The sequence below is a fragment of the Lysinibacillus irui genome (assembly GCF_028877475.1).
GTDB classification, from domain to species: domain Bacteria; phylum Bacillota; class Bacilli; order Bacillales_A; family Planococcaceae; genus Lysinibacillus; species Lysinibacillus irui.
On sequence record NZ_CP113527.1, the window covers coordinates 2,563,376 to 2,586,449 of the forward strand.

The 23,074-nt window shown below is 34.1% G+C and carries 22 protein-coding genes and 1 pseudogene; 8 read left to right on the plus strand and 15 right to left on the minus strand.

Annotated elements, in window-relative coordinates; genetic code table 11:
• Positions 1–24 precede the first annotated feature (24 nt).
• Positions 25–651, minus strand: coding sequence for a nitroreductase family protein (locus OU989_RS13005; protein ID WP_274793465.1), 627 nt, complete (start codon positions 649–651; stop codon positions 25–27).
• 24 nt (positions 652–675) lie between these two features.
• Positions 676–1,080: an Ohr family peroxiredoxin gene (locus OU989_RS13010; protein WP_274793466.1), complete on the minus strand. Its 405-nt coding sequence runs from the start codon at positions 1,078–1,080 to the stop codon at positions 676–678.
• Between the two features lie 151 nt (positions 1,081–1,231).
• Here OU989_RS13010 and OU989_RS13015 point away from each other — a divergent pair, with 151 nt between their 5' ends.
• Positions 1,232–1,669 carry a MarR family winged helix-turn-helix transcriptional regulator gene (locus tag OU989_RS13015; protein ID WP_274793467.1) on the plus strand — a complete coding sequence of 146 codons (438 nt, stop codon included), beginning with the start codon at positions 1,232–1,234 and terminating at the stop codon, positions 1,667–1,669.
• Positions 1,670–2,025: 356 nt separating this feature from the next.
• Here the strand turns inward: OU989_RS13015 and ade are convergent, their stop codons facing one another.
• Together ade and OU989_RS13025 are read right to left on the minus strand one after the other, a co-directional pair.
• Positions 2,026–3,771 (minus strand): adenine deaminase, encoded by a 1,746-nt coding sequence (gene ade / locus OU989_RS13020; protein WP_274793468.1) that lies wholly within the window; start codon positions 3,769–3,771, stop codon positions 2,026–2,028.
• Positions 3,772–3,866: 95 nt separating this feature from the next.
• Positions 3,867–4,289 carry a pyridoxamine 5'-phosphate oxidase family protein gene (locus tag OU989_RS13025; protein WP_274793469.1) on the minus strand — a complete coding sequence of 141 codons (423 nt, stop codon included), beginning with the start codon at positions 4,287–4,289 and terminating at the stop codon, positions 3,867–3,869.
• Positions 4,290–4,452: 163 nt separating this feature from the next.
• Between OU989_RS13025 and OU989_RS13030 the strand changes: the two genes are divergently transcribed.
• The 3 genes from OU989_RS13030 (at position 4,453) to OU989_RS13040 (ending at position 6,109) form a co-directional block, all read left to right on the plus strand.
• Positions 4,453–5,079: a YczE/YyaS/YitT family protein gene (locus tag OU989_RS13030; RefSeq protein ID WP_274793470.1), complete on the plus strand. Its 627-nt coding sequence runs from the start codon at positions 4,453–4,455 to the stop codon at positions 5,077–5,079.
• 147 nt (positions 5,080–5,226) lie between these two features.
• Complete coding sequence (locus OU989_RS13035) at positions 5,227–5,514, plus strand: PadR family transcriptional regulator (protein WP_274797344.1); 288 nt, start codon at positions 5,227–5,229, stop codon at positions 5,512–5,514.
• On the plus strand, positions 5,501–6,109 hold the full coding sequence (locus OU989_RS13040) for a DUF2812 domain-containing protein (RefSeq protein WP_274793471.1): 609 nt from the start codon (positions 5,501–5,503) through the stop codon (positions 6,107–6,109). The genes OU989_RS13035 and OU989_RS13040 overlap by 14 nt, the downstream gene beginning before the upstream one ends.
• A 45-nt stretch (positions 6,110–6,154) precedes the next feature.
• Here the strand turns inward: OU989_RS13040 and OU989_RS13045 are convergent, their stop codons facing one another.
• Entirely contained in the window at positions 6,155–6,790 is a 636-nt protein-coding gene (locus tag OU989_RS13045; RefSeq protein ID WP_274793472.1) for a 50S ribosomal protein L25/general stress protein Ctc, read from the minus strand.
• 278 nt (positions 6,791–7,068) lie between these two features.
• Here OU989_RS13045 and OU989_RS13050 point away from each other — a divergent pair, with 278 nt between their 5' ends.
• The gene (locus OU989_RS13050; protein WP_274793473.1) at positions 7,069–8,781 is read left to right on the plus strand and encodes a methyl-accepting chemotaxis protein; all 1,713 of its coding nucleotides are present in this window, start codon (positions 7,069–7,071) and stop codon (positions 8,779–8,781) included.
• Between the two features lie 263 nt (positions 8,782–9,044).
• Here OU989_RS13050 and OU989_RS13055 read toward each other — a convergent pair whose 3' ends face one another.
• The 3 genes from OU989_RS13055 to yfkAB form a co-directional block, all read right to left on the minus strand.
• Complete coding sequence (locus tag OU989_RS13055) at positions 9,045–9,743, minus strand: YjjG family noncanonical pyrimidine nucleotidase (protein ID WP_274793474.1); 699 nt, start codon at positions 9,741–9,743, stop codon at positions 9,045–9,047.
• An 856-nt stretch (positions 9,744–10,599) separates the two neighbouring features.
• The gene (locus OU989_RS13060; protein ID WP_274793475.1) at positions 10,600–11,403 is read right to left on the minus strand and encodes a geobacillin-26 family protein; all 804 of its coding nucleotides are present in this window, start codon (positions 11,401–11,403) and stop codon (positions 10,600–10,602) included.
• Positions 11,404–13,571: 2,168 nt separating this feature from the next.
• Positions 13,572–14,675 (minus strand): radical SAM/CxCxxxxC motif protein YfkAB, encoded by a 1,104-nt coding sequence (gene yfkAB, locus OU989_RS13065; protein ID WP_274793476.1) that lies wholly within the window; start codon positions 14,673–14,675, stop codon positions 13,572–13,574.
• 571 nt (positions 14,676–15,246) lie between these two features.
• Here yfkAB and OU989_RS13070 point away from each other — a divergent pair.
• Positions 15,247–15,681: pseudogene (locus OU989_RS13070) on the plus strand (radical SAM/CxCxxxxC motif protein YfkAB); the annotation flags it as partial.
• Entirely contained in the window at positions 15,647–15,784 is a 138-nt protein-coding gene (locus OU989_RS23740; protein ID WP_396631752.1) for a hypothetical protein, read from the plus strand. The pseudogene OU989_RS13070 and the gene OU989_RS23740, both read left to right, overlap by 35 nt.
• A 74-nt stretch (positions 15,785–15,858) precedes the next feature.
• Here the strand turns inward: OU989_RS23740 and OU989_RS13075 are convergent, their stop codons facing one another.
• The 7 genes from OU989_RS13075 to OU989_RS13105 all read right to left on the minus strand — a co-directional run bounded on the left by OU989_RS13075 (position 15,859) and on the right by OU989_RS13105 (position 21,937).
• Positions 15,859–16,416, minus strand: coding sequence for a hypothetical protein (locus OU989_RS13075; RefSeq protein WP_274793477.1), 558 nt, complete (start codon positions 16,414–16,416; stop codon positions 15,859–15,861).
• A gap of 239 nt (positions 16,417–16,655) precedes the next feature.
• Positions 16,656–17,849, minus strand: coding sequence for a hypothetical protein (locus tag OU989_RS13080; RefSeq protein WP_274793478.1), 1,194 nt, complete (start codon positions 17,847–17,849; stop codon positions 16,656–16,658).
• Between the two features lie 13 nt (positions 17,850–17,862).
• Positions 17,863–18,690: a hypothetical protein gene (locus OU989_RS13085; RefSeq protein ID WP_274793479.1), complete on the minus strand. Its 828-nt coding sequence runs from the start codon at positions 18,688–18,690 to the stop codon at positions 17,863–17,865.
• Positions 18,687–19,376 (minus strand): ABC transporter ATP-binding protein, encoded by a 690-nt coding sequence (locus OU989_RS13090; protein ID WP_274793480.1) that lies wholly within the window; start codon positions 19,374–19,376, stop codon positions 18,687–18,689. Before OU989_RS13090 ends, OU989_RS13085 begins: the two co-directional genes overlap by 4 nt.
• A complete protein-coding gene (locus OU989_RS13095; protein ID WP_274793481.1) occupies positions 19,376–19,759 on the minus strand; it encodes a GntR family transcriptional regulator in 384 nt (127 codons plus the stop codon). The genes OU989_RS13090 and OU989_RS13095 overlap by 1 nt, the downstream gene beginning before the upstream one ends.
• A gap of 684 nt (positions 19,760–20,443) precedes the next feature.
• Positions 20,444–21,436 (minus strand): LLM class flavin-dependent oxidoreductase, encoded by a 993-nt coding sequence (locus tag OU989_RS13100; protein ID WP_274793482.1) that lies wholly within the window; start codon positions 21,434–21,436, stop codon positions 20,444–20,446.
• 75 nt (positions 21,437–21,511) lie between these two features.
• Entirely contained in the window at positions 21,512–21,937 is a 426-nt protein-coding gene (locus tag OU989_RS13105) for a hypothetical protein (RefSeq protein ID WP_274793483.1), read from the minus strand.
• 215 nt (positions 21,938–22,152) lie between these two features.
• On the opposite strand from OU989_RS13105, the gene OU989_RS13110 reads away from it, so the two are divergent.
• Positions 22,153–22,920, plus strand: coding sequence for a TSUP family transporter (locus tag OU989_RS13110; RefSeq protein ID WP_274793484.1), 768 nt, complete (start codon positions 22,153–22,155; stop codon positions 22,918–22,920).
• The last annotated feature ends 154 nt before the right edge of the window (positions 22,921–23,074 follow it).

Below are 23,074 nucleotides of genomic sequence, written 5' to 3' on the forward strand. Positions count from 1 at the left end.
CCTATTTGGGACATTGCTTTTCAATTATTTATTAAATCTGACGATGCGGTCTATTGGAAGACGAGAAGAACCATATGCTGGTGCTGCTGCTTCACCAATTGCCAATAATAATATAGGAATTTCATTTGCTGGTAATTCCATGTATTCAGCAAATTTCGCTTTATCAAATCCACCCATTGGAACGGTATCATATCCCATTTCCTTCGCTAATAACATAATTTGCATAGACACTAAGCCAGCATCAAAATGCACTATGTTTTCTAATGTTTTTGTTGATGCAGAACCATACATAGTTAATGCGTCTTTTGCAAGCTTATTGGCGATTTCTTCTGGCATATAGCCTAACTCTACATTTTTTGCATAGATTTCCTCAGCATTTAAATACATTTTAATATCACCAATAACCGCAATAATGGCAGAGGCTGTTTCTATCTGCTCTTGATTAAATGAAAAGAAATTAATATTTTTTTGAATTTCCTTATCATCAATAACGATAAATCGCCATGGCTGCATGTTGCTCGATGAAGGGGCAGAAGTAGCATCTTCTATTAGTTGCATAATCGTTTCTCGAGATATTTTCGCTGTTGCATTGTATTTACGTACCGATTTTCGTTCTTGCATAATTTGTTTTAATGGTGTAGTTTCTGACATGTCATTTCCCTCTTTTTCAAATAGTTAAATTGCTTTAATTGTGACATTGATATTTCCCATTGTTGCCTTTGAATAAGGACATACTGTATGTGTTAACTCCAATAATTCTTGTGCTTCTTCCAGTGCTAAGCCTTCAATATGACCTTCGATGTCCACAGCTAGAATATAATCAAATGAAGCTTGCTCCATTAATCGTACTGTCACTTTTATTGTGGATGAATTGTCAATTTTCTTTTGGCGTTTAATTAAAGCTAATGCGCTATTAAAGCAAGCACTATAACCAGCAGCGAATAATTGCTCTGGATTTGTAACATTATCTAATTTTGAGCCAGGTGGCGCAATTTTTAAAGATAGTGATTGATCCTCTGCATATGATGTGCCACTACGCCCACCAGTATTAATCATTGTAGTTGAGTATAATTCTTTCATAATCAAAACCCCTTATTTTAAATTGATCAATTAAATTGTACACAATCTAATTATTACAAATTGAATTGTACACAATTTAATTGTATTTGACAAGTAAGAACTTTATTTTTAATATTAGTGGTAGAAGAAGAACTTTTAAGAGGGGATTTTTATGCCTAATCATTTAGATAATCAATTGTGCTTTCTTTTGTATGCCACATCAAAAGAAATCATTCGTCAATATACATTATTATTAAAGCCATATGATCTAACCTATACAGGTTACATCACCTTATTAGCTTTAGAAGAAAACGAACAAATAACTGTAAAAGAATTGGGACAACGCTTATTTTTAGATTCAGGAACATTAACACCTTTACTAAAAAAATTAGAGGGAAAAGGCTATATTTGTCGTGAACGTTCCAAGGATGACGAACGACTAATGAAAATATTTTTAACGAAAGAAGGAAGTAACGTTCGTTGTCAGCTACCTGAAGTTTCACGTCAAGTAATGAAGCAATCCAATATCTCAGAGCAGCAATTTTTGCAACTAAAAAATGTGCTACAAGATATCGTTTACAATGACTCGTCGAGTAAAGATAATCATTAGGATACCTAAAAAGGTTCATTTGATTCACTCTTTTGAAAATAAGTGTGTAATCAAATGAACCTTTTTCAATGAGGTAAGGTGGATATTTTTCTATCTTAAATACTTTTTGTAAATGAAGTCATTATGAATTTCTTCAATATTTAACTCTGTTTCTCTACCGGAATACCAGAGACTCTAAAGATATAGTCTCTCTCGTGTTCTTTTGTCGCAAATTGCACGATGTAAACAGATTTTTCTCTTATAGAAGACTCGTTGTTTAACTACCTAAAATAAAGAGGAGTATCAAAACACATTTATCTAATTATAAAAAATAACAAACGACCTAATCGCTCGCTGCAATTAGGTCGTTTTCTCGTCTAAGCTTCTATAGAAATATGCTGGAAAGTTGTCACATCAAATAATCCTGTATCTGTTAGCTTTAGTGCAGGAATGACTGGTAATGCAACAAATGAAAATGTCAGTAGAAAATGAAAATCTAATGTTGGGTTGAGGGTCTGCAGGGCACTGTGCAAGCTAGCTAGCTGTTCTTTAGCTTGCTGTGCTGGTACATCTGTCATTAAGCCACCAATTGTTAACGGCATTTCTGCTAATATCTTGCCATCCGCTACAATTACAAAGCCTCCTTGGATTTCCTGAATACGCGAAAGTGCCAGAACCATATCATCATCATTTGTACCGACGACAAGGGCGTTATGTGAATCATGTGCTACTGTAGTCGCTACTGCCCCTTTTTGTAAACCGAATCCCTTAACAATCCCTAAGCCTGTCGTATGCAAATGATGGTGACGTTCTATGACAGCTAATTTCAGTAGGTCTTGCTCTACAGAAGGTACAAAAACGCCCTCCTTGACAGGCACATCGATCACTAAATGATTGGTAATCAGCTGATTTGGCACAATTTCCATGACATTTGCCTTCGTTCCCTTTGTGAATGACAGTTGGAGCATATCCTTTGTAACAGTTGGTAAATGGACAGATTGATGGATATGAGCAGGAACAACTGGCTCTTGACGACTTGTCAACATTGCTCCATTTTCAGCCACTTTCCGACCATTTTTCCAAACTGCTTTGGCCTGCATACTCGTTAGATCCTCCACAAGCACAAAATCAGCCTTATAGCCTGGTGCAAGTACCCCACGATCAAATAAACGATAGCACTCTGCTGTATTAACAGTTGCCAGCTGGATCGCTTGTAATGGTGACATCCCTTCTGCTATTGCCATAGCCACATCATAGTTGATGCTTCCTTCATCCATTAACTCGTCTACATATTTGTCATCCGTACAAAAACCAAAACGACGAGCATTGTGTGGTTGAACTGCTGGCAATAAATCACGTAAGTTTTTCGCCGCTGAGCCTTCACGAATAAGGACATACATGCCCTGCTCCACACGGTCGATGGCCTCCAGTGCAGTCACACATTCATGATCTGTCTGAATACCCGCAGCACGATAGCCTGTAATTTGTGTGCTTTGTAAGCCCGCACAATGTCCATCTATAACGAGATTGGCTTGCTGTGTTAATACAATTTTTTGCAGCATGCCCTGTTCCCCATTTAATACGGCTGGAAAATCCATCACCTCTGCTAAGCCGCGAACTTGTTGATGTGTCAAGAACGGCTCTAAATCTTCTGCTGTTAGTGTAGCACCTGCATTTTCAAACTGGGTACCTGGCACACTAGATGGCAGCATCACAAAAATATCCATATCCGCCTTTTGAGCATCATCAAGCATAAATTGAATGCCCTCTGCCCCTGCGACATTGGCAATTTCATGTGGGTCTGTAATGACCGTTGTAATACCATGAGGAATGAGCACCCGACTAAACTCCCCTGGTGTTAACATGGAAGATTCAATATGTATATGACCATCAATTAATCCAGGAATGACATAGCTTCCTGTAGCATCCTCTTCTTCTTTTGCATGAAATGTATGATTGCGATCAATTGCTACAATCATGCCATTTTTCACAACAATATCTGCTTTTTTCCACGTTAATGAAAAAACATCTGCAACTTGTGCATTTCTCAGAATAAAATCTGCCTCTATTTTTCCTTGTGATGATAAGATATTTTGCGTTAACTGCTGTAATTTTGTCGACATCGCCTATACTCCTTTTTCTTTTAAGAACTATCATGCCAAAAAAATGCCCGTGAATGCAACTATTTATCATGACGTCAGTAAAAAACGACCATTGATTAATGGTCGTTCGTAAACTCTAGCTCTTTAGGGGGCTGACCTTTTTTATTCATCAAACGCATACGAATGGGCTCAATTTTTAATGTCACCATTTCGTCCTGATTGCCAACAAAAATACTAGTAAAAATTTCTGCTAGTTTATTTTTTAAGCCTTCTTCCTGTACCTCCGTAAGCTTGCCCTCAATTTCCACATACGTATCCCCAAAGCCGCCATTTTCATAGCCGTATAAAATATGGGTATATGGATTTTTACGAAGCTCTTCCATTTTCTCAGAATGCTTATTCGTCGCTGTATATAACACAAAGTCCTCATGCTGGAACGTCATGTAGCGGGAGTAAGGTTTGCCATTTTCAACAGTAGCCATCGTTCCAATCTTTTCTCGATTCAATACTTCTAAAATTTCATCGCGTACAGATGTCATTTCATCCCATCCTTTCATCTACATCTTTATTTTGCCCTCTCATAAAAAAGCTAAACCGCCTTTTTTTGAAAAATGTGAAATGACAATCTTCGGGCATATCGAAAAACTATTGCTATAATAATTGGATGGACAACAGGAATTTACGGATGAATGAGGGTTAAAAATGAAACAAGCTTTTTTTACGCGCTGTTTGTTTTTCATAACAGGCATTATCGTGCTATCTTTTGGCATCACATTAACAATTAAAGGGCAACTTTTTGGCGTCGGCTCTTGGGATGTCCTACATATTGGCTTAACAAAAACGTTGGGGTTAACAATCGGTACATGGTCCATTATTTTAGGACTTGCTATTTTAGCGTTTGATATGCTGATCACAAAAAAATTTCCATTACCAGGAACATTTATCGATATGTTTTTAGCCGGCATTTTTATTGATATTTTTAATTATTGGCTTCCTGATATTGATGGTTTTTGGATGCAACTTGTTTCTTACCTAACAGGATTAGTTTTACTAGGTTGGGGCTGTGGTATGTATATGGTGGCAAATTTAGGCATTGGGCCTCGTGATACCTTAATGCTGATGATGGTTCATAAACTTGGCTGGAGCGTTACTCGTTCTCGTACGACGATGGAAGTAACGGTCGCCATTATAGGCTTCCTTCTTGGCGGTCCGATTGGCATCGGTACAGTGTTTATGGCATTTGGACTTGGACCCATCGTACAATTTGCCCTATCATATAACGAAAAATTATTTATGAGATGGACTGGCGTTAAGAGCGCTGTCATATAAGCTTACAAGACAATGCAAAATGGCATTGTCTTTTTTTATACAGTTGCTATATACAGTTGAACTATATATAATCAAACTATATAGTTCGACTGTATATATTGAGGTGAAAATGTGAAAAAACATAAATTATTACCTTTATCCGAAACGATGCATTATATTTTACTCGCCTTACGGGAACCGTTACATGGCTATGCAATGATGCAAAAAATCGAGGAAATGAGTGCTGGTAGTGTAAGAATTGCAGCTGGTACTATGTACGGCGCTATTGAAAATTTATTGAAGTATCATTGGATTGCGCCAGTTGAAACCCAGGATACAAGGCGTAAGGTTTATCAAACAACAGAAGAGGGTCTAGACATATTAGCTGCAGAGCAACAAAGATTGCAGCGAATTTTATCTTTATATGAGGGAGCTGACAAACATGATAAAGTTTAAAGTCTTTTTTGATATTGAAAAGGAAGAGCGATGGTTAAATGAAATGTTAACCAAGGGCTGGGTATGCTCCAACATAAACTCTGCTGGTTTATATACATTTCAACAAACAGAAGATTTTGAACAAGTTATTCGAATCGATTGTCAGCAGGACCTTCGCGGAGAAAAGCAAGTTACCTATAAGCAATTACATGAGGATTTTGGATGGCGCTTATTAAAAGTGAAATCATATGATGGCACTCATTATTGGGTAAAAAGAAAAGATGGCCATGATGATTTATTTTCAGATCATGATTCCCACATTGCGAAGTATAAACGGTTAATGAAACATGCAAGCAACTGGGCCATACTCTCATTTATTTTCTTAATGATTTTTGATGCTAATGATAGTTTCTCCTCCTTGTTCAGTATAAAAAATGCTTATTTTACGCCTGGTTTATGGGAAAAAGAAGGGTTTGCTTTTCTTTTTGCATTTTTATTTGAAACACCCTTTGCCATCATGCGCTTTATCCCCCCATGGCTATTTTTAACTACTTGTGGTATTTACATCACCCTGTATTATCGTTATCGAAAATCGATACAGCAGTTTAGTCAATAAACGGCAAGGAGCCACTTACTTAGTGTAAGATGGCTCCTCTTTGCTCTATCCTCTTGGTTCATCCGTATTTTGCCCTGTTGCTTCAATCACTTCAGGTGTATCGTCGACTGTATCATCTTCCTGCACATTTTCAGCAGCTGGTGGTGTGATGGTCACCAGTGTATAGTCATCTTCATGTAAAATCTCAAAAGGAAACTGTTGACGAATATCTCCCACATAAAGGGAAGATCCAATCGCAACATTCGTGGCATCTATTTCAATAGTTTCTGGAATTTCAGTTGGCTTCACTTTAATGCGAACCTCACGATTAGGCTGAAGCAGGAAGCCTCCTTCTGCAACTCCTACAGCATCACCGATCACGGTTACTGGAATATCCACTTCTAGCTCCTGCGACATATTGATCGACTTGAAATCAACATGTTTCACATTACCTTTTAAGGCACACCGCTGCACTTCTGTTAGAACAGCATTGATGCGTTGTCCTTCCACATCGAGTTGAAATACACTTTTCGTACCATGAGCAGCTAATATTTTCGCAAAAGCTCTAGCATCTAACGTAATGGCTGTCGGCTCCATTTGAAAACCGTAAACAACACCAGGAATAGCCCCATTTAGTCGAAGCTCAGTTAAGGAAGAATGACGCCCTTTTTGACGTTTATTAGCAGTTAGAACCATATTCATCGAAGATTTCCCCTTTCATGGAAACTAGTCTCATAAAAGGTTTTGCCTTTTCCCTTATTTTTTATACCTTTGTCTATAACTAAAAACACCTCCTTGTCCTAATGATTTTTTGTAGTGTTTAAAATGAGACACCTAACAAAACACAACATTTGGCATACTACTAAATGAAAAAAAGCTCCTAAGTAATACTTTTTACTTAAAAAGGATTGAATAAATGCAACTATAGAACTATAATAGATTGAAACGTAGAAATAATTAAAAAGAAGGGGGTAACATCTATGAGTCAACACTGGAAAAATTCTAAAGTCAGAAAAGGAAGCTTAAAAAATCGTATTATCGGAATATCACTTTTGCTGTTTATTTCAATCATTAGCATTAGTTCCTATTTGAATATTAAAATAGTGGAAGAAAATGTTTCAGATGCCCTATTGGAAAAGAGTATTCAACAGGTCAATGAAATTGCCCGTCAAGCGGAGAATATTCTAGATTCGACCTCTAATCCTACAGTGGAATTGCAAAATTTTGTTGAAAACAAAGTAAAACAAAATGGAATAGCCTATGCAGTTATCATCGATAAAAACGTTACGGCAATAGCTCATAGTGATCAAGAGAAAATAGGTAAAAATTATGAAGATGACCCCTACTCTGTAGATGGAGCAAAAAACGGGAAAACGATGACGAGTAGATTTTATGCGGATATGCAGAAAAATTGGACGTTCGATATAATGGTACCGATTTATCTAGATAATACGCTTTACGGTTCTATGGATGTAGGTATTTTTGAGGGCGATATTACTGAGGCAACGAATGGAATTTTAATAAAAGAATTGATGACAGTTGGTATTGGTTGTATCATCATCATCGTCCTAATGATTATTATTTTAAATAAAATGTTCAAACCTTTGCTGTTAGCAGTTGATAAATGCCATGAAATGGGAAAAGGAGAATTTACTGAGTTAATCGATCCAAAGTATGTAAGAAGAAATGACGAAATAGGCAAACTTACATATGCATTAAACGAGATGCAGAATAATTTTGTTGATTTGCTTACTGAAATCAGTCTTACTTCGAATAAGGTTACTACATCATCAGAAGAACTTAAAGATGCTACAAGTATTTCTTTAGCGTCGTCAAAGGATTTATCATCTGCAGTTGAAGACATCGCTAAGGGTGCTGTGGAACAAGCAAAAGATACTGAATTTGGGACTGCAAATATTGGCGAGCTCGGAGAATTAATCGAAAATAATCAGAATTATTTACAACAGTTGACTCTATTTGTCGATGAAGTAAGCAATGCTAAAGATGAAAGCTTACTCATATTAGAAGAGCTTGTTGCTAAAACAGAAGAAAATAATATTGCAGCAAAAGAAATTTATGCTATCGTTCTCACGACTAACGAAAGTTCTGGGAAAATTCAAAATGCAAGCCAGATGATCAGAACAATTTCAGAACAAACGAATCTACTAGCCTTAAATGCGGCTATTGAAGCATCGAGGGCCGGCGAAGCAGGAAAAGGGTTTGCTGTTGTTGCGGACGAAATACGAAAGTTGGCTGAACAATCCAATCAATTTACTAAGGAAATTGCCACAGTTATAGGAGATTTAACAGAAAAAACTGGACATGCCGTTCAAACAATGCAAGAAATGAGCAACCTTGTCACTTCGCAAGCTAAAAGTGTTGCAACTACAAATGGCAAATTTGAAGATGTGGCAGTTTCTATTGAAAAAATACAAACGGTTATTGAGGATTTATATAAAATAGGCAATAATATGGATGACAAGAAAAATGGAGTAATAGATATTCTACAACACTTATCTGCCATATCTGAAGAAAATGCAGCTGGTACAGAAGAAGCTGCCGCCTATCTACAGAATCAAACAAACTCCCTTTATGAAATTGCCCATTCCAGTGAAGAATTAGATAAGTTAGCTAATAAAATGCAGGAAAATGTCTCAAAATTTACTATTCAAACAACTACATCTCGACAATAATAACTAAGTCCAATTTCTCTTTTAAAGAAAAATTGGACTTTTTCTAACTCAGTAAAAATGTCATTTATATGAAATGTGGTATAAAAAGAGTGCTGAATACAGATTTACACTTTGTGATTAGAGAGAAAAATACACGCATACGATTGTTTTTTTACAATGTTATGCGTGTAAATTTTTCAGGATTTTCATTTCCTAATTACTACTGTACCATTGATATTTTATTTAATGTTATTGCTTTATACGTTTATTTCTAAAACCGAATACTAAACTAGCTGTTTATTCAATAATTCATGTAGGTCGTGTAATTTGTTAATTTCATAAAGTGGCTTAATTTCACTTGTGTTTTCGATATTACGGATATTAAACCAGCATGTGTCGATACCTGATTGTAAACCACCCTTTATATCGGATGTCAACGAGTCTCCAATAATCAGCGTTTTATCTTTATCAAAATCATCAATCCGTTCAAAAACGTAATCGAAAAATGCTGGCATAGGCTTTTGATAGCCTGTTTGCTCCGAAATAAAAATGTCTTTAAAATGTGGTGCTAGCTTAGCATCCACAAGCCGTTTATTCTGTGTAGCCGTGACACCATTTGACACCACATATAAATGATAGTGGTCGGCAAGCTGGGCAATCACCTCATAGGCACCTTCTACATAATGGTGGGCCTCACACAAATATTTTTGGAAAAGTGTTTCAAAGTAGGCTCCATCGACTTCTATACCAAATTCCTTTAAGGCAACAGCAAATCGCGTATTATGTAATGTATTTTTTGTTATTTCCCCACGCTCAAACGCACGCCACATGGACTCATTAATTTCTTTATATCGCGCAATCATCTCTTGAGTAACTGCTATGTTTTCCTCTTTAAACATGCGGTCAAGTGCTGCATTTTCAGCTAGATCAAAATCTAGTAACGTATCGTCCACGTCAAACAATAGTATTTCATATTTCGTCATGTCCGTTCCCACTTTCTTTGATGCATTGTGACTAATTCCTCTATTCATGATAACGTTTTTTTAGAAAAATAACAGCAAAATGTCCTTTAATGAATATTTTCCAGAATATTAGGACATGTATACGTTTTACATTTCTTGTTTCTAAATATGTGAAACAGCGGAGTTTTCCTTAATTAAGTAAAAAAATGTTCATCTAGTCCTAAAATAGCCCGTTCTGTAATTTCATATTTGAAATTATCGATGAATATGAGACAATAGAATGCTAGAAAGGAAGATGTACGAAAGATGACGACCTTATCTGACGTATTTTGGTTTTATTTAGGAACTTATTGTTGTTTTAATTGTCTTATATGGTACTTCTTTATTAATAATGGTTATTGGAAAATTCCTAAGTTTATATTTTGAGGATTTACTCAAAACAAAATTAATTAGGGAGTAATATGGTGAATTAAAGAATTTTGTGCATGAGGGTTTTAATTGATACTTGCGGATAATCAAAGTGAGAGAAGGAGAATTTACTTTGTAAAGTCACTATACCATGAAAGAAAAGATTATAGCTACATTTACTAATACATGCAATCCTGATATTATTTGGGTGATTAGTGTTCAATTTATTATTGTTTTCCATTGTTTTTGTTCTTTATCCCCTTCTTCGATATATAAAACATTATAAATCTTTAATTTCCATTTTCTAATAGTTTCAGATAAAAAATTTAAAGCCTGTGAATTTTTACTGTTCGTAAAAATTCACAGGCTTTTCTAATTTAGAGATGGGTTTTGTCCCAACCCATTTAAACCTCTTTATTAATTTAATTAAAATATTACTATATTACTCTCATTAGTGGTACGTAAAATCTTAAACCTGGAAGTAATAATAATGAGCGTCTTTTGCTGCTCTATTCATTGATATTGCATAATTGTAAGCAGCACCAGTTACTCCAGCTGCTGCTAATCCGACAGCAATACCTGCTCCTCCGTTTATAGCACCAACAATTAGCGCAGCTATAGCTAATATGCCTGCTCCAGATGCTGCACCAATATACTTCCATTCATAATCATTTAAATCGTTTACAGCATTTTTAAAATTTCCTAGGTTAGTAGTGTTACTAGTTGTTTTCTTTACATCTTTATACAACCAATTTATTGGATTATCAGGATTCGGTCTGCGTAATTGCCATGATTCAGGTGAAGTAAATTCGATAGTATATTCATAGTTTGTGAAAGTATCTTGTTTCAACGAAGATGCGAAAGCACTAATATCACCAGATGTCTGTTCTTTCATTGACTCTTCTAAAGCTGCAAGTTCATTCAAATCTATTACTAATTTAGATGAATCATCGCCCTTAATTTGAGTAGTTAGAACATTAGAATTCTTATCAAATGTTGCTACCATCGGTTTGCCATTTTCAATTGACTCTACTATTCTAAAATTTTCATTATCTTCAATTACATTTATTTGAAGGCTATCAAGGTATTCAATTGCTTCCTTATCAACCATACCTAATTCTGAATTGAAGTCCGAATTATCAATTATTTGTTTTGATGTAGCTAGGAAGTTGTTCTTTTCCATTTCTTTAGCATTTGCAAGAATTGGAGCGAAATTTGAAAATACAAGTACAGCAGTAATTACAAGAACTAAACTTCTAATAATTTTTTTCATTTTTTATTCTCCATTCAAGTTATTTAGGGAATAGTTAAATTCCTCACACCACCCCACACTCCTATCTTTTATTAATTTCCCCCATATTCCCAGGTTAACATATATTTGGTTATATATATAGTATTAGGTAATATTTTCAAGTTATTAATCGAGCAAAAATAATAAATTTAATATTAATAGGATTATCCCTACTAATAAAAAAATAAAACCTAATATATTATTATGCACATTTTTTTCCTTTTTATTTTTAAGTAATAAGTAAGTACCGCAAGTTATAAATATTATAAAGAGTAAAAAAAATCCAACAATTGTTAACCATGACATTACAATATCACTCCATTCTATTTATTATTAAAGTCTTGATAATATTATAAAGAGCAAAAAGTGATAATTCTTAGGTACTTTATTTGCCTACTCTCCATAATACTCATTTGTTAATTATATCCTCTTTTTAAACATTATAACTTAATAATTAAAAAACTTAATATGTCTAAAGTGGAAACAACATCGGTACCACAGCTGGTAAATCCAGTAGAACCGAAGCCTTCAGGTGCAATAGATACTGTTGACCAAGGTATCGTGAAGTATCGAGCAGACGTATAATTCAATCATGTCCAAATGCTAATACAACAAATGACTAATCAAGATGCACGAACAATTCGTCTTATATACCCAGAAACAGCTACTGCAGAGGCTCATATGAACCTTTTAACAAATACAGGGTTATTTTTAAACAATCAAAATACGGATTTTTTCATAGAGACAGAGTTAGCACAATTGAGGATTCCATGAAAAGAAAGACCAGCTCTAGATAGAATTACAACGTCTTCATTTAAAGAAGTACCTTCAACTCATTTGGGGAATCGGAGAAATTGAAGCAGCTGTAACAGCACAAAGGATAAAAAAATAAACAAGAAAATATAATTCGACACCCCAACCTAAAATATTTTAGATAACGAAATTTTCGTGAATCCATTGATATTAAAACAATTTGAATAACCCAATTACGGTTCATCAATAATTATATTAGTGAATCCAAAACTATTATTAATATTAATTATATTAACATAATATTTTATTGAATTTAACATTGTTAGCTATTTTCTTTGCACTTGCCTATCTCTATTTTTAGTACCTGTATAATATTGTTTACCAACAATTTTTTCTACATTTATTTTATTCGCTAATTTAAATATAAGTTGCTTTATTCTTGATGTTCCCCTAGTAAATTGAACGCAAGGTAAATTCCACTATTTTATGTGTTGAAAATTTTTCAGATACGCGAATTATTATAAGAAAGTTCTTTTTGGACAAGGCTACCAAAGACTCTATGTGGGAAATGGGGAATTGAACTTTTTATATTGAGATTAATCCAAAAAAATAATCTTTCGGAGAATGCTAGAGCTATTGAAAAGCTACAAAATATATGGGAAGATTTTTGTGAGAATAACCAAATTATATTTACTTTGGAAGAGTTAAAAGATAATGCTTGGGTAAGGGAAATATTAGATAAGTATATACTGCCATTCGATATATACTCCTTATTTAAAGATGGAAATGATCCAAAACCTGATATACAGTTTCTTAATATTGTACAGAATAAATAGTAATCTTCAATTAGAGATTCCAAATCATAATATTAGGCTTAATACAAAGTCGACTGAGAATAATGGAGAAGTATATAATTTTTTTGATTTATTTAAATATGTCAATTCGTATTACATTTTTATCTACGAGTTAATTCTTCACTTTTATAAACAGGTTTAATTTTCTTTTCCCCAAAAATATATTGTAATTTTTCCATTTATTCAAATTTATTGTAATAAATATTATTGAGCATAGAATACCCCTTTCTCAAAAGGTATAAATAAAAATTTGAATATTATATCTTTTTAGTTGAATTATACAATTTAATGATAAAAACAGTAACCGTAATGGTTACTGTTCTTTTTTATAATCTTTGTGTATTTAGAGTAAAATTTCAATCAGCTCTTAATACAATTAGTCAAAACCCTAGCTAAAACTTTAGATCCAGCTACACCGTTTTTTAAATCAATTATTTTTTTATTTTCAATAGTTACGTTTTATTTTTCAAAAACATTCTTAGTAGAATAATATATATCACAAAAAACCTCCAATGGTTATTCCAAAGGAGGTCTTCAATATCATTATTTAACTGAACCACTAATAAATGTTTTATTAGGATAATACATATTCTTTACAATTACATTTGCACCTAAACATTTTACTGCTGGACAGTGACAATTAATTGATTTAGAAATATTTGAATCTAACCATCGCTCGTAAATTTGAGGTAATGATTCATTTTTAATATTTCCAAAAGCCGAACCATCATCTGAGAAATCTGTAACCGATATATCCCCTGTGAAAATATTTAAATTCATTCTTGATCGTCCATCAACATCATTTCTTATTGTTGTATTTGGTTCACTATTGATTCGCTTGATTAATGCTAAATTTCGCTCATCTTGACTACAAGGATAAAATGGCAATGTTCCAAATAATACCCAAATATCTTCGTTTCTAAAATCAAGAATATTATTTACGACATCTCTATATTCATCTAATTCTATTATCTCTAAATTACTAGCAAAATCACTAGAATACATAGGATGAATCTCATGTCGTTTACATAACATTTCATTAGCCACTTCATTATGAATTTTCTTCATATGTGGGACAGTGTTACGATTTAACATTGTTTCAGCAGAAACAAACATTCCACCTTTTGAAAGTTCCCTAGCATTGTCGAAAATATTACGATATAAATTCCCTCTATATTCAATTGACGGTTGCTTTTCCATCATAGCGAAGCCTGTTTCAACAAATTCTTTTTCGTCACACCAGTTATGCGATATATGCATAACATCTAGAAAAGGAGCAACTAATTCGTAATGAGACATTGGTAAAGTTAAGTTCGAATTAATTTGTGTCTTAATCCCCCTACCCTTAGCATATTTCAAAAGTGGTAACAAATTATCTTTTATACCCTTTTTAGTCATTAAAGGTTCTCCACCTGTAAAACTCATTGTACGTAAAGTTTCGACCTCATCTAACTTTCGAATAATTTCTTCTGTAGGTATTGCTGGTAATTCTTTCGTTAATAATGTGTAGCCAACTGCACAATGCGAACATCTCATATTACATAAATGCGTTGTAGTAAATTCAATATTTGATAAAGTTAAATTCCCATACCTATCAATATCATGGTAACTTTCCCATTCATCATGCGGTTTCTGTACTGTGAACATAAAAAAACTTCCTTTCCATGCTTATAATTTTCGCACAGATAAAATAATTTTTAAAGGTCTATTTATAAATTATCTCGAAATCGAACTTACTCTTTATTATAATCTATTTTATTATTTTGTTTACATCCGCTCTACTTCTGACAACTATATTCGTATCCTCTTTTATCTTCTCTACAATTAATATTTCTTGCGTTGCTTTGTAATACACGGAGTTAAGTTATATCGTTTAAATTTCGATTTACAGTAATAAGCAACTGGTGAAGTTCTGTTTTTTTGCGTGTTGAAATGCTTCCACAAGTACAAAATGCAACATCTTTAAATAATACGTGTTCATAAGGTTTTCCATCCTTAACAGGTGTATAGCTGTTTATTGTGGATGTTTTTGAAATGATTTACATTAATTTTTTCTAATTCATTAACATTTATCAAGTGAGCATTTTCTGGATTTAATAAAGGATTTGTATTGAAAGTAAAATTTTTCAAGTTGTTGTAAAAATGTTCTACGACAGCATTTGCGTAATCAAAATAGTTACATGTAGCAGTAATTTTGGGATTATTTTTATATTTTTTTATAACAAAGGCAGAACCGATGATGTCTAAGAAGTCCGTTCAAAACTATGTATTGCCTTTATTGAAATATGCGAATGAACGAGACGTACGCACACAAATCAATTCCAACTTAACATTAGAGCCTGAACGTTATTTACTGATTGCACCGTATTTAGATGTACTACATATCTCACATAACTGGGGTACAATTGATGAATTCGTTGAAACAGGCTTTGCCATGATGGAGCGAAAACCGACTTATGAACAGCGAGCAGCTTTGTTCAAACGCATGATTGATAACTCAAAGATGCTTGCAGAACATGGTGTAATGGTTTCTGCGGAAACAATGTTAAACAAAAAAACTTTATCGTACTTAGAACATATTCATAACCAAATCATCAATGAGATGAAATGTGCACGTCATGAGGTTCATCCTATGTACCCATCAGACTTCGCTTAACTGCCATTGTCCAGCCGTAAAATGCTTAGGCTCTAATGTTCTTGTAAAAAATATGTATTATCAAGATCAATCATTTGTTAGTGGCTCTGCTCGAGTTTAAAAGGAATATAAATAGAGAAACTCCATTTTGAAAAAACAAAATGGAGTTCTTTTTATCTACATTGGTTCTTTACATTAATCTCCGCCCCCACCACAGCTAGAGCAAGAACTAGCGGACGTGCAAGAACTACAGGAGCTAGCTGATCCGCAACTTGTACAACTTGATGAGCTATTGCTACTAATTTTCATGTAACTTTGAAATTCATCATAATGAAAATAAGAAACAGATAAGAAAGGAATGAGCATGGCGTTATAATTTTGCTGTGTTTTTCCTTTTCTCAGCATTTCCTGTATGACGTTTTTCTCATAGTCTTTTACTCTATTAGCTGTTTTCTTCATGGAAGAAATAAGAGAGAGAACAGTAGACATATAGTTGGTATCTTTTTTAAAATAGAGTTCTATTAGTTCATTTTCTGGTAGATTTTTAAATTCATCAATAATTGCCGGCTGTACAGGATTTCTGAAAAATCCTTTATAAAGATGGATGTTCTCATTTCTAATGAAAAAAAGCTCCGCATACACCCAATCAAAAAATCCTCGTAAATCTGGATCTGGCACTATATTTACATTGGGACTATGATGCAATGTTGTCCCTAGTAAAATTTTTACTAAGGGATTGTTCCAGGTGATCACTTAGCTTTTTTAATCCTTTAATTGGTCGAATCTCTAAAGCTTGTGGAGATAAACCAAATGTAAATGCGCGCTTTTTAATTATAAATAAAATTAACCCACTAAAAACAGCAAGCAGGAGCAACCATCCCAATTATATCCCCCATTTCTTTTCTTAATTTTTTTGTAACGATTATAAATATTGCTGTATTAGCATTGTCAAGGACAATCAATCAAATTAACTATCTAATTCTTATCTAATGTTACTGATTGCTATTTATTTGTTCAATATTAAGTGAATAATCTGGATTTTGATTTTCTTTTTTGTCATTGACGATCTTCCCTTCATACAAGGATTCACCCGTACGTAGTTCATTTATAAACAACGTATAACCGTCAGTCATACGATTCACTAAATATAGCTTACTATCTGTTATTTGTAAAAAAGGAATCTCATTATCCCTAGCAGTCCTTTCATAGTTTATCATTACTGGTTCTTCCCATTGTTTCTTTTCAATAGAATAGCGGCTTAGCTTTAAACCATTAGCAGAATAAACAGGGATGAATATATTCGTTCCATGAATAACCATCGACTTCCTATACGGTTTTAGTTCATCAGGGATAATCCATTCTTCCCGTTCATTTGTAACATTGTTATAAAGATAAATTTGACTAGAGGTAATTTCTCGTTCTCCATTTTCTTTATGTTTTCCAAATTTCTCTACCATATATAAATAATATTCTTGGTTTTGGATAGTATCGTTTGCATTAAAAACACGAATTGCGTTAACTATTTCTTCTGACGTTAATTTTGCAATGATAGCGTCTTTCTCTAATTCTTTTTTGTTCTCATCAACTGTATATATATGCAGCTCTTCCCCACCATTATAAAGATAATTCGTTGCTAGTATCTTTATTTTTCCGTGAGCGACGTAGACATCATTTATCTTGATCCAATCAATACTTGATTGTACAGGCGTATCAATTTCAAAGAATGAATTGTCATTTGTCTTTTTATAAAGTATATCAATTTGAAGAGGTAAAAAATTATCTCCGATTTCTTTTTGTCCATTATTTTGAAAAGCTGTGTAAATTAGGCGTTCTTTGTCTTCAAAATACTGGCTTAAATTCGATTCTTTCCCTCGCATAAAATGACGGTGTTGATCAACAAATTTCTGAATTATAGGTTTATTCGTTCCTTTCAAACTGCCAATTAAAGAGCTTTTATTCAGAATAGTTGAACCATCCTTTGATATGTACAACCAACGATGATTAACCCCACTTTGATAGGTTGTTTGAAGGGTCAGATTTTTGATTTCGTCCTTGTTTCCGCTGATCGTTTCAATTTTAAAGGATACATCATTATTTGAAGCCATTGCTACTTGTAAGAAATAGTAAGAACCGATTGTCCCCACGACTATAACAGCAATCAAAATTGTTTGCCAATATTTCTTCATTGTCATTCCCCCATTAAACCCTGATTTTATGCTTTAGCAAATGATTTGCTAACCAAATAGCACTTCCTAATACGATCATGAATGCTACCAGTTCCAGTATGAAGATTTCCATTGGGTAAAAGTAGTTTGGATAGAAATTAGCCAAGAAAATTGGCACAAAAAAGACTCCAAGTGACAATAAGCCATACAGAATTGCACCCAAAATACCTTTAAATCCGTAACTCCGCTCAATTAAAATGGCAGTAAATACTACTGCTACAAAGAGTAACCCAACTGCATATATCAAGATGAAATCTGGAAATGTATTTGGATAGAGCCAACTCCATATTTCCAGGCTATTTTTATCGTAAATTGAAAAACTAGATTGAAAATCTATTGGTATAACACTATTTACGATTTGTTTATCAAATAGAATCAACACTATTTGGAAAGCAATTAAACCAAGAACCAAAAGCATAATGGCTGTTAATTTAGCGAAATAAATAGTAATTCTTTCTGTTGGCAACATTAATAATCGATAAATAAATGTGTTTTTTCCAAACCAATCTCTATACCAAATGAAAAAAACATATATTATTAACACCGTGATACACAAAAAGATTGGTAACAGAAACCACTCAGATTGTTTGAAATGATAAAAAGAAAAAGTACCATGTTTCTCAATGTATTGATTCATGGAGAACTGCTGTTCAGCCATCACTTGCTTTGCATTTTTCATATAACCTTGTGAGATGATTATCGCCCCAATGAGTTGACTCAAAGCTGTCAACCCTATAAGAATGAGGTAGAATTTAAAAAATCGATTTACTTCGAAATGGACAAGTTTTAAATAGTTTTTCATCCTCGGTACACCTCCCGCATCACATCAACGACTGATTTCCCTTCATTATCCCGTACTTCCTCCACGTTAAATTCCATTACTACTTCACCACTTTCAATAAGAACCGCTTTATCAATCAAATGTTCAATATCACTAATTTCATGAGTGGTAATAATGACCCCTCGCTCTTCAATTAAATGGCTTGTAAACACGTCGGCTATCTGTTCACGAGAGAACAGATCAATACCAGAGAATGGTTCATCCATTAACAAATAATCCACATCCATGGATAATCCTAGCAGCATATTTACCTTAGCTGCATTTCCCTTCGATAAATTAGCAATCCGTTCAGCTGGATCTAGTTTGAAAAATTTCAGTAGCTCCTCTGCCCTATGTGAATTCCAGCTTTTATAAAAATCAGCCATGAATGCAATGGCATCACAAATTTTCATTTGAGGCAACATCGTAATCGTGTCAGGAATAAAGGAAATTTTATCAAAACTATCTTTTCGGATTTTTTCCCCATCAATTAAAATGTCACCGCTATTAATCGGAGTAAGTGCCATTATAGCTTTCAAAATTGTTGTTTTCCCCACTCCATTTATTCCAATTAAGCAGGTAATTTCGCCTTTTTTAGCGGTAAAAGAAAGATCGTTTAAAACCTGTATCCTACCGTATTTTTTCGTAACATTTTTTACTTCGATCATTATGATTCCTCCGCTCCAATTTCGGCATCATGCTTTTTTTTCACAAGTTCCAACACTTCAGCTAACGGCACATCGATGGATTTAATTGAACTTAAAAATAAGTCGACCGCTTCCAGAATTAATTCTTCACGAACACTTTTAAGGACCGCTCCATCTTTCGTAATGCAGCTTGGCATATTCCCCTCAGTAAAAATCAATCCTTGTTCCTCCATTTCCTTATAAGCTCGTTGTGCTGTATTGGGGTTAATCTTTAGCTGGTTGGCCAATTCCCTTCTTGAGGGAATCTCCTGACCGGGTTCATAATAGCCCTTGGCAATTTGTTCCTTCAAGTGCCGAATAACCTGAACATAAACCGGATCCCGATTATTAAACTTTACAGTCAATATACTCAACTCCTTTATATCCTATCTTTGTGTATTAACTACTTAATACACATTGTGTATGATGATTGATTGTACGTTTTGCAAAATTAGTCATTCCAAAGCCAACAAGTAGGATGTATTAATAGATTAATACACCAATATTAAAAAAATGTATTAAGCACATAATACACTTCTTGTGATGTATTATATGCTTAATACACATTTCAAGTCAACCACATTAATGGAAATAACTATCAATCATTAAAATCATACCCAGTCATTTGAATAACGACGAGCATTTCAATACAATTAAGATTTTAATTTTATTTATAATAAATGACGTATAAAAAATAATAGTTGATCTATACTAATAAAGATTTCACTTAATAAATCCGATGACTAGGAGGGTTAACCCGATGAGTGCGATTGATCGATTACTCTGAAGGACCATCAAAGCTGAATAAAGCTAAAGTACAGTTTTCTTAGGATCTTCTTAAGAATCTATACGGAAGCGAGGCAGTGTGTCATGGAGCAAAAATAGTAAGTGGTAATCAGACCCGGAAAATGATTTCCGGGTTTTTCTTTTTCTTTCAACATGACAATTTCTACTCAAATTTTCAATAAAAAATCACCTCTAAAAAAACAAGAGGTGATTTAATAATTAGCTTCATCTTAATTAAAACATTATAAAGATGGTATATTTTTTTATAGTAATTCCTCTGCCAGGAATCTATAAGTATTTAAACGACTGTCTAATTCATATTGATTACAATTTAGCATTACTTCATCAAACCCATAGTGTTCTTGCTCAGCAATTAAAAATGCAGCAATGTCCTTTGGTGTACCAACAAGGTTCGCTTTACGATTATTAGCAATCGTTATTTTATCCATCTCAGTTAGTGGATAATCCTTTGCTTCTTCTGGTGACATCGTTTGAATAATTTGGCCCTTCATCAGTTGAAGACGAGAAATATCAATTGGTTTAGCCAAATATTCCGCTTCTTCTAATGTCGGTGCAACAGTTGCTGCATATGTGACGATAATTTGTGGTTTTTCCATATAATAAGAAGGCGTAAAATAGGCTTTATAGGCATCAAAAATATCCTTCGACATATTACCGGTAAAGAATTGAGCATAAGAATACCCTACCCCCAGTTGACCAGCCTGCATAGCACTTTGCCCACTCGAACCTAGTAACCAAGCTTCAGGTAAAGAAATTTGTGCTGGGGCTGCAACAACTTGATCATAAACATGTTCACCTGTTTTCTGGTTATTCATTAACTTTAAAATAATGTCGAGTTTGTCGTACTGTTCTGTGAAGCGTTGTCTTCTTCCCTCTGCTAAAGCATAAATAGCAGCATGATCGCCACCAGGGGCTCTCCCTACACCAAAGTCAATACGATTTGGTGCTAGGCCAGATAATGTCTTGAATACCTCTGCAAGCTTATATGGTGAATAATGCATCATCATGACGCCACCAGTACCAATGCGAAGTCGCTTTGTTTTCGCAGCTAAAAAAGCAGCGGTCACTTCGGGAGCTGAACTTGCTAGTGACTGACTATTATGGTGTTCAGCTAGCCACATACGATGATAGCCAAGTTCTTCACCTTGCAGTGCCAGTTGTTCTGTACGTTGGAAGGCTTCCTCTGCCGAATGACCCTTAGGTATAGGCATTTGATCTAAAATACTTAATCTCATTTAAAACATCCTCTCTGTCTCTTAGCTCCCTCTTTTACTGTAATACAGTTTGGATGATTTACAAAATAAAAAACCTTACTCATAAGCTAGTTGTTTATTTTCCCATGTTCGATAGACCAAGCTCACTAGCTTTTGTTTTTGTTGCTGATTGAATACCACGTCATTAAATTTCATCGCTTGAAGAGAAAATTGCTGGGTTTCTTCGTTAACAACAAATTGTAAAATCGCATGTCCTTTTTCATCTTGAAACGTTATATCCCCTGATAATTCAACAACATGTTCTCCAGTCTTTGCCTGATAATAACGCCAATATGGTTCAAAAAACGCATAATTAAACGCATTTCGCACTGTCACATCTGAAAAATTCTCCAAATAGCCTTCTTTTACGAGATCAATATAGTCATGATCTGTTATATCTTTTTTTGCATTAAAGACATATCCTACAAGAACCCCCATAAACACAACACAGAGAAAAACGCGTATATGATTGCCTAAACTCATGTCATCACGTCCCCTTTAAGTAAAAACACCATCTTCTACATAATACATCAAAATAACGACTTTAAGTAGAAATTATTTGAATAATGTAGAAATTATATCATTTTACTATCTAGTCATTTTAAGCTTCCCTACTCTAAAATACTAAAAGAGTATTTACAGCCTATCTTCAGTTCGCTACTATCAGATTATTACAATAGAAAAGAGAGGACCTTGTTGTGCCTTTTGATTTAGACATAAATATTTTAATCATCCTACTCCTATTCGGTTTCTTAGCAGCATTTATTGATTCTGTTGTTGGTGGTGGCGGACTTATTTCTTTGCCAGCCCTCCTTTTTGTTGGCCTTCCCCCCTCTGCTGCAGTTGCAACCAATAAATTAGCAGGTACGATGGGGTCACTTACTAGTACCGTGACATTTTATCGTTCTGGTAAACTAGATATAAAAGCCGTGCATAAATTATTCCCTTTTGTCTTTTTCGGCTCCATGCTTGGTGCTTGGATTGTCCACTTAATGGATCCGAGTGTACTTAAGCCACTCATGTTGTTCATGCTCGCAGCAGTAGCCATCTATACTATCTTCAAAAAAGACTGGGGAAGTATGACTACCTATAAAAAGTTAACACCCAAACGCTATATGATTTTTGTTATCGTCATCACGCTTATTGGCTTTTATGATGGCTTTTTAGGTCCTGGGACAGGCTCATTTTTATTATTTGCTTTTCTAATGGTTGGGTTTGATTTTTTACAATCGGCAGGAAATGCTAAATTTTTAAATTTTGGCAGCAATATAGCAGCCCTTCTTATGTTTATATACTTAGGACAAATAAATTATGCCTATGGTTTACCAATGGGGCTTGCTCAAATTGCAGGCGCCATTGTTGGATCTAAGTTTGCCATTAAACGCGGCAGTGGTTATGTTCGTAAACTATTTATCGTTGTGACTATTCTATTACTCTTGAAAAATACATATGACTATTTTTCATAACACTCTGTTATGCATAACGTATGCCACAACTATAGAAGGATAAAACTTATCTCATATTGGGGTAAGTTTTTTTTAATGCTATTAACTTTTTCCCACCCTTCGCACGTCTAGTACATGTATACAATTTGACAATGTTAAAAAAGGAGCTTCTTTG

Coding starts and splice junctions, on each gene's coding strand:
- OU989_RS13015 (WP_274793467.1), top strand. CDS start 1,232: ATGCCTAATCATTTAGATAATCAATTGTGCTTTCTTTTGTATGCCACA.
- OU989_RS23740 (WP_396631752.1), top strand. CDS start 15,647: ATGAGGTTCATCCTATGTACCCATCAGACTTCGCTTAACTGCCATTGT.
- yfkAB (WP_274793476.1), bottom strand. CDS start 14,675: ATGTTCACAGTACAGAAACCGCATGATGAATGGGAAAGTTACCATGAT.
- OU989_RS13100 (WP_274793482.1), bottom strand. CDS start 21,436: ATGAGATTAAGTATTTTAGATCAAATGCCTATACCTAAGGGTCATTCG.
- OU989_RS13080 (WP_274793478.1), bottom strand. CDS start 17,849: ATGAAGAAATATTGGCAAACAATTTTGATTGCTGTTATAGTCGTGGGG.
- OU989_RS13105 (WP_274793483.1), bottom strand. CDS start 21,937: ATGAGTTTAGGCAATCATATACGCGTTTTTCTCTGTGTTGTGTTTATG.
- OU989_RS13025 (WP_274793469.1), bottom strand. CDS start 4,289: ATGACATCTGTACGCGATGAAATTTTAGAAGTATTGAATCGAGAAAAG.
- OU989_RS13085 (WP_274793479.1), bottom strand. CDS start 18,690: ATGAAAAACTATTTAAAACTTGTCCATTTCGAAGTAAATCGATTTTTT.
- OU989_RS13005 (WP_274793465.1), bottom strand. CDS start 651: ATGTCAGAAACTACACCATTAAAACAAATTATGCAAGAACGAAAATCG.
- OU989_RS13010 (WP_274793466.1), bottom strand. CDS start 1,080: ATGAAAGAATTATACTCAACTACAATGATTAATACTGGTGGGCGTAGT.
- OU989_RS13050 (WP_274793473.1), top strand. CDS start 7,069: ATGAGTCAACACTGGAAAAATTCTAAAGTCAGAAAAGGAAGCTTAAAA.
- OU989_RS13045 (WP_274793472.1), bottom strand. CDS start 6,790: ATGAATATGGTTCTAACTGCTAATAAACGTCAAAAAGGGCGTCATTCT.
- OU989_RS13055 (WP_274793474.1), bottom strand. CDS start 9,743: ATGACGAAATATGAAATACTATTGTTTGACGTGGACGATACGTTACTA.
- OU989_RS13040 (WP_274793471.1), top strand. CDS start 5,501: ATGATAAAGTTTAAAGTCTTTTTTGATATTGAAAAGGAAGAGCGATGG.
- OU989_RS13060 (WP_274793475.1), bottom strand. CDS start 11,403: ATGAAAAAAATTATTAGAAGTTTAGTTCTTGTAATTACTGCTGTACTT.
- OU989_RS13030 (WP_274793470.1), top strand. CDS start 4,453: ATGAAACAAGCTTTTTTTACGCGCTGTTTGTTTTTCATAACAGGCATT.
- OU989_RS13090 (WP_274793480.1), bottom strand. CDS start 19,376: ATGATCGAAGTAAAAAATGTTACGAAAAAATACGGTAGGATACAGGTT.
- ade (WP_274793468.1), bottom strand. CDS start 3,771: ATGTCGACAAAATTACAGCAGTTAACGCAAAATATCTTATCATCACAA.
- OU989_RS13035 (WP_274797344.1), top strand. CDS start 5,227: ATGCATTATATTTTACTCGCCTTACGGGAACCGTTACATGGCTATGCA.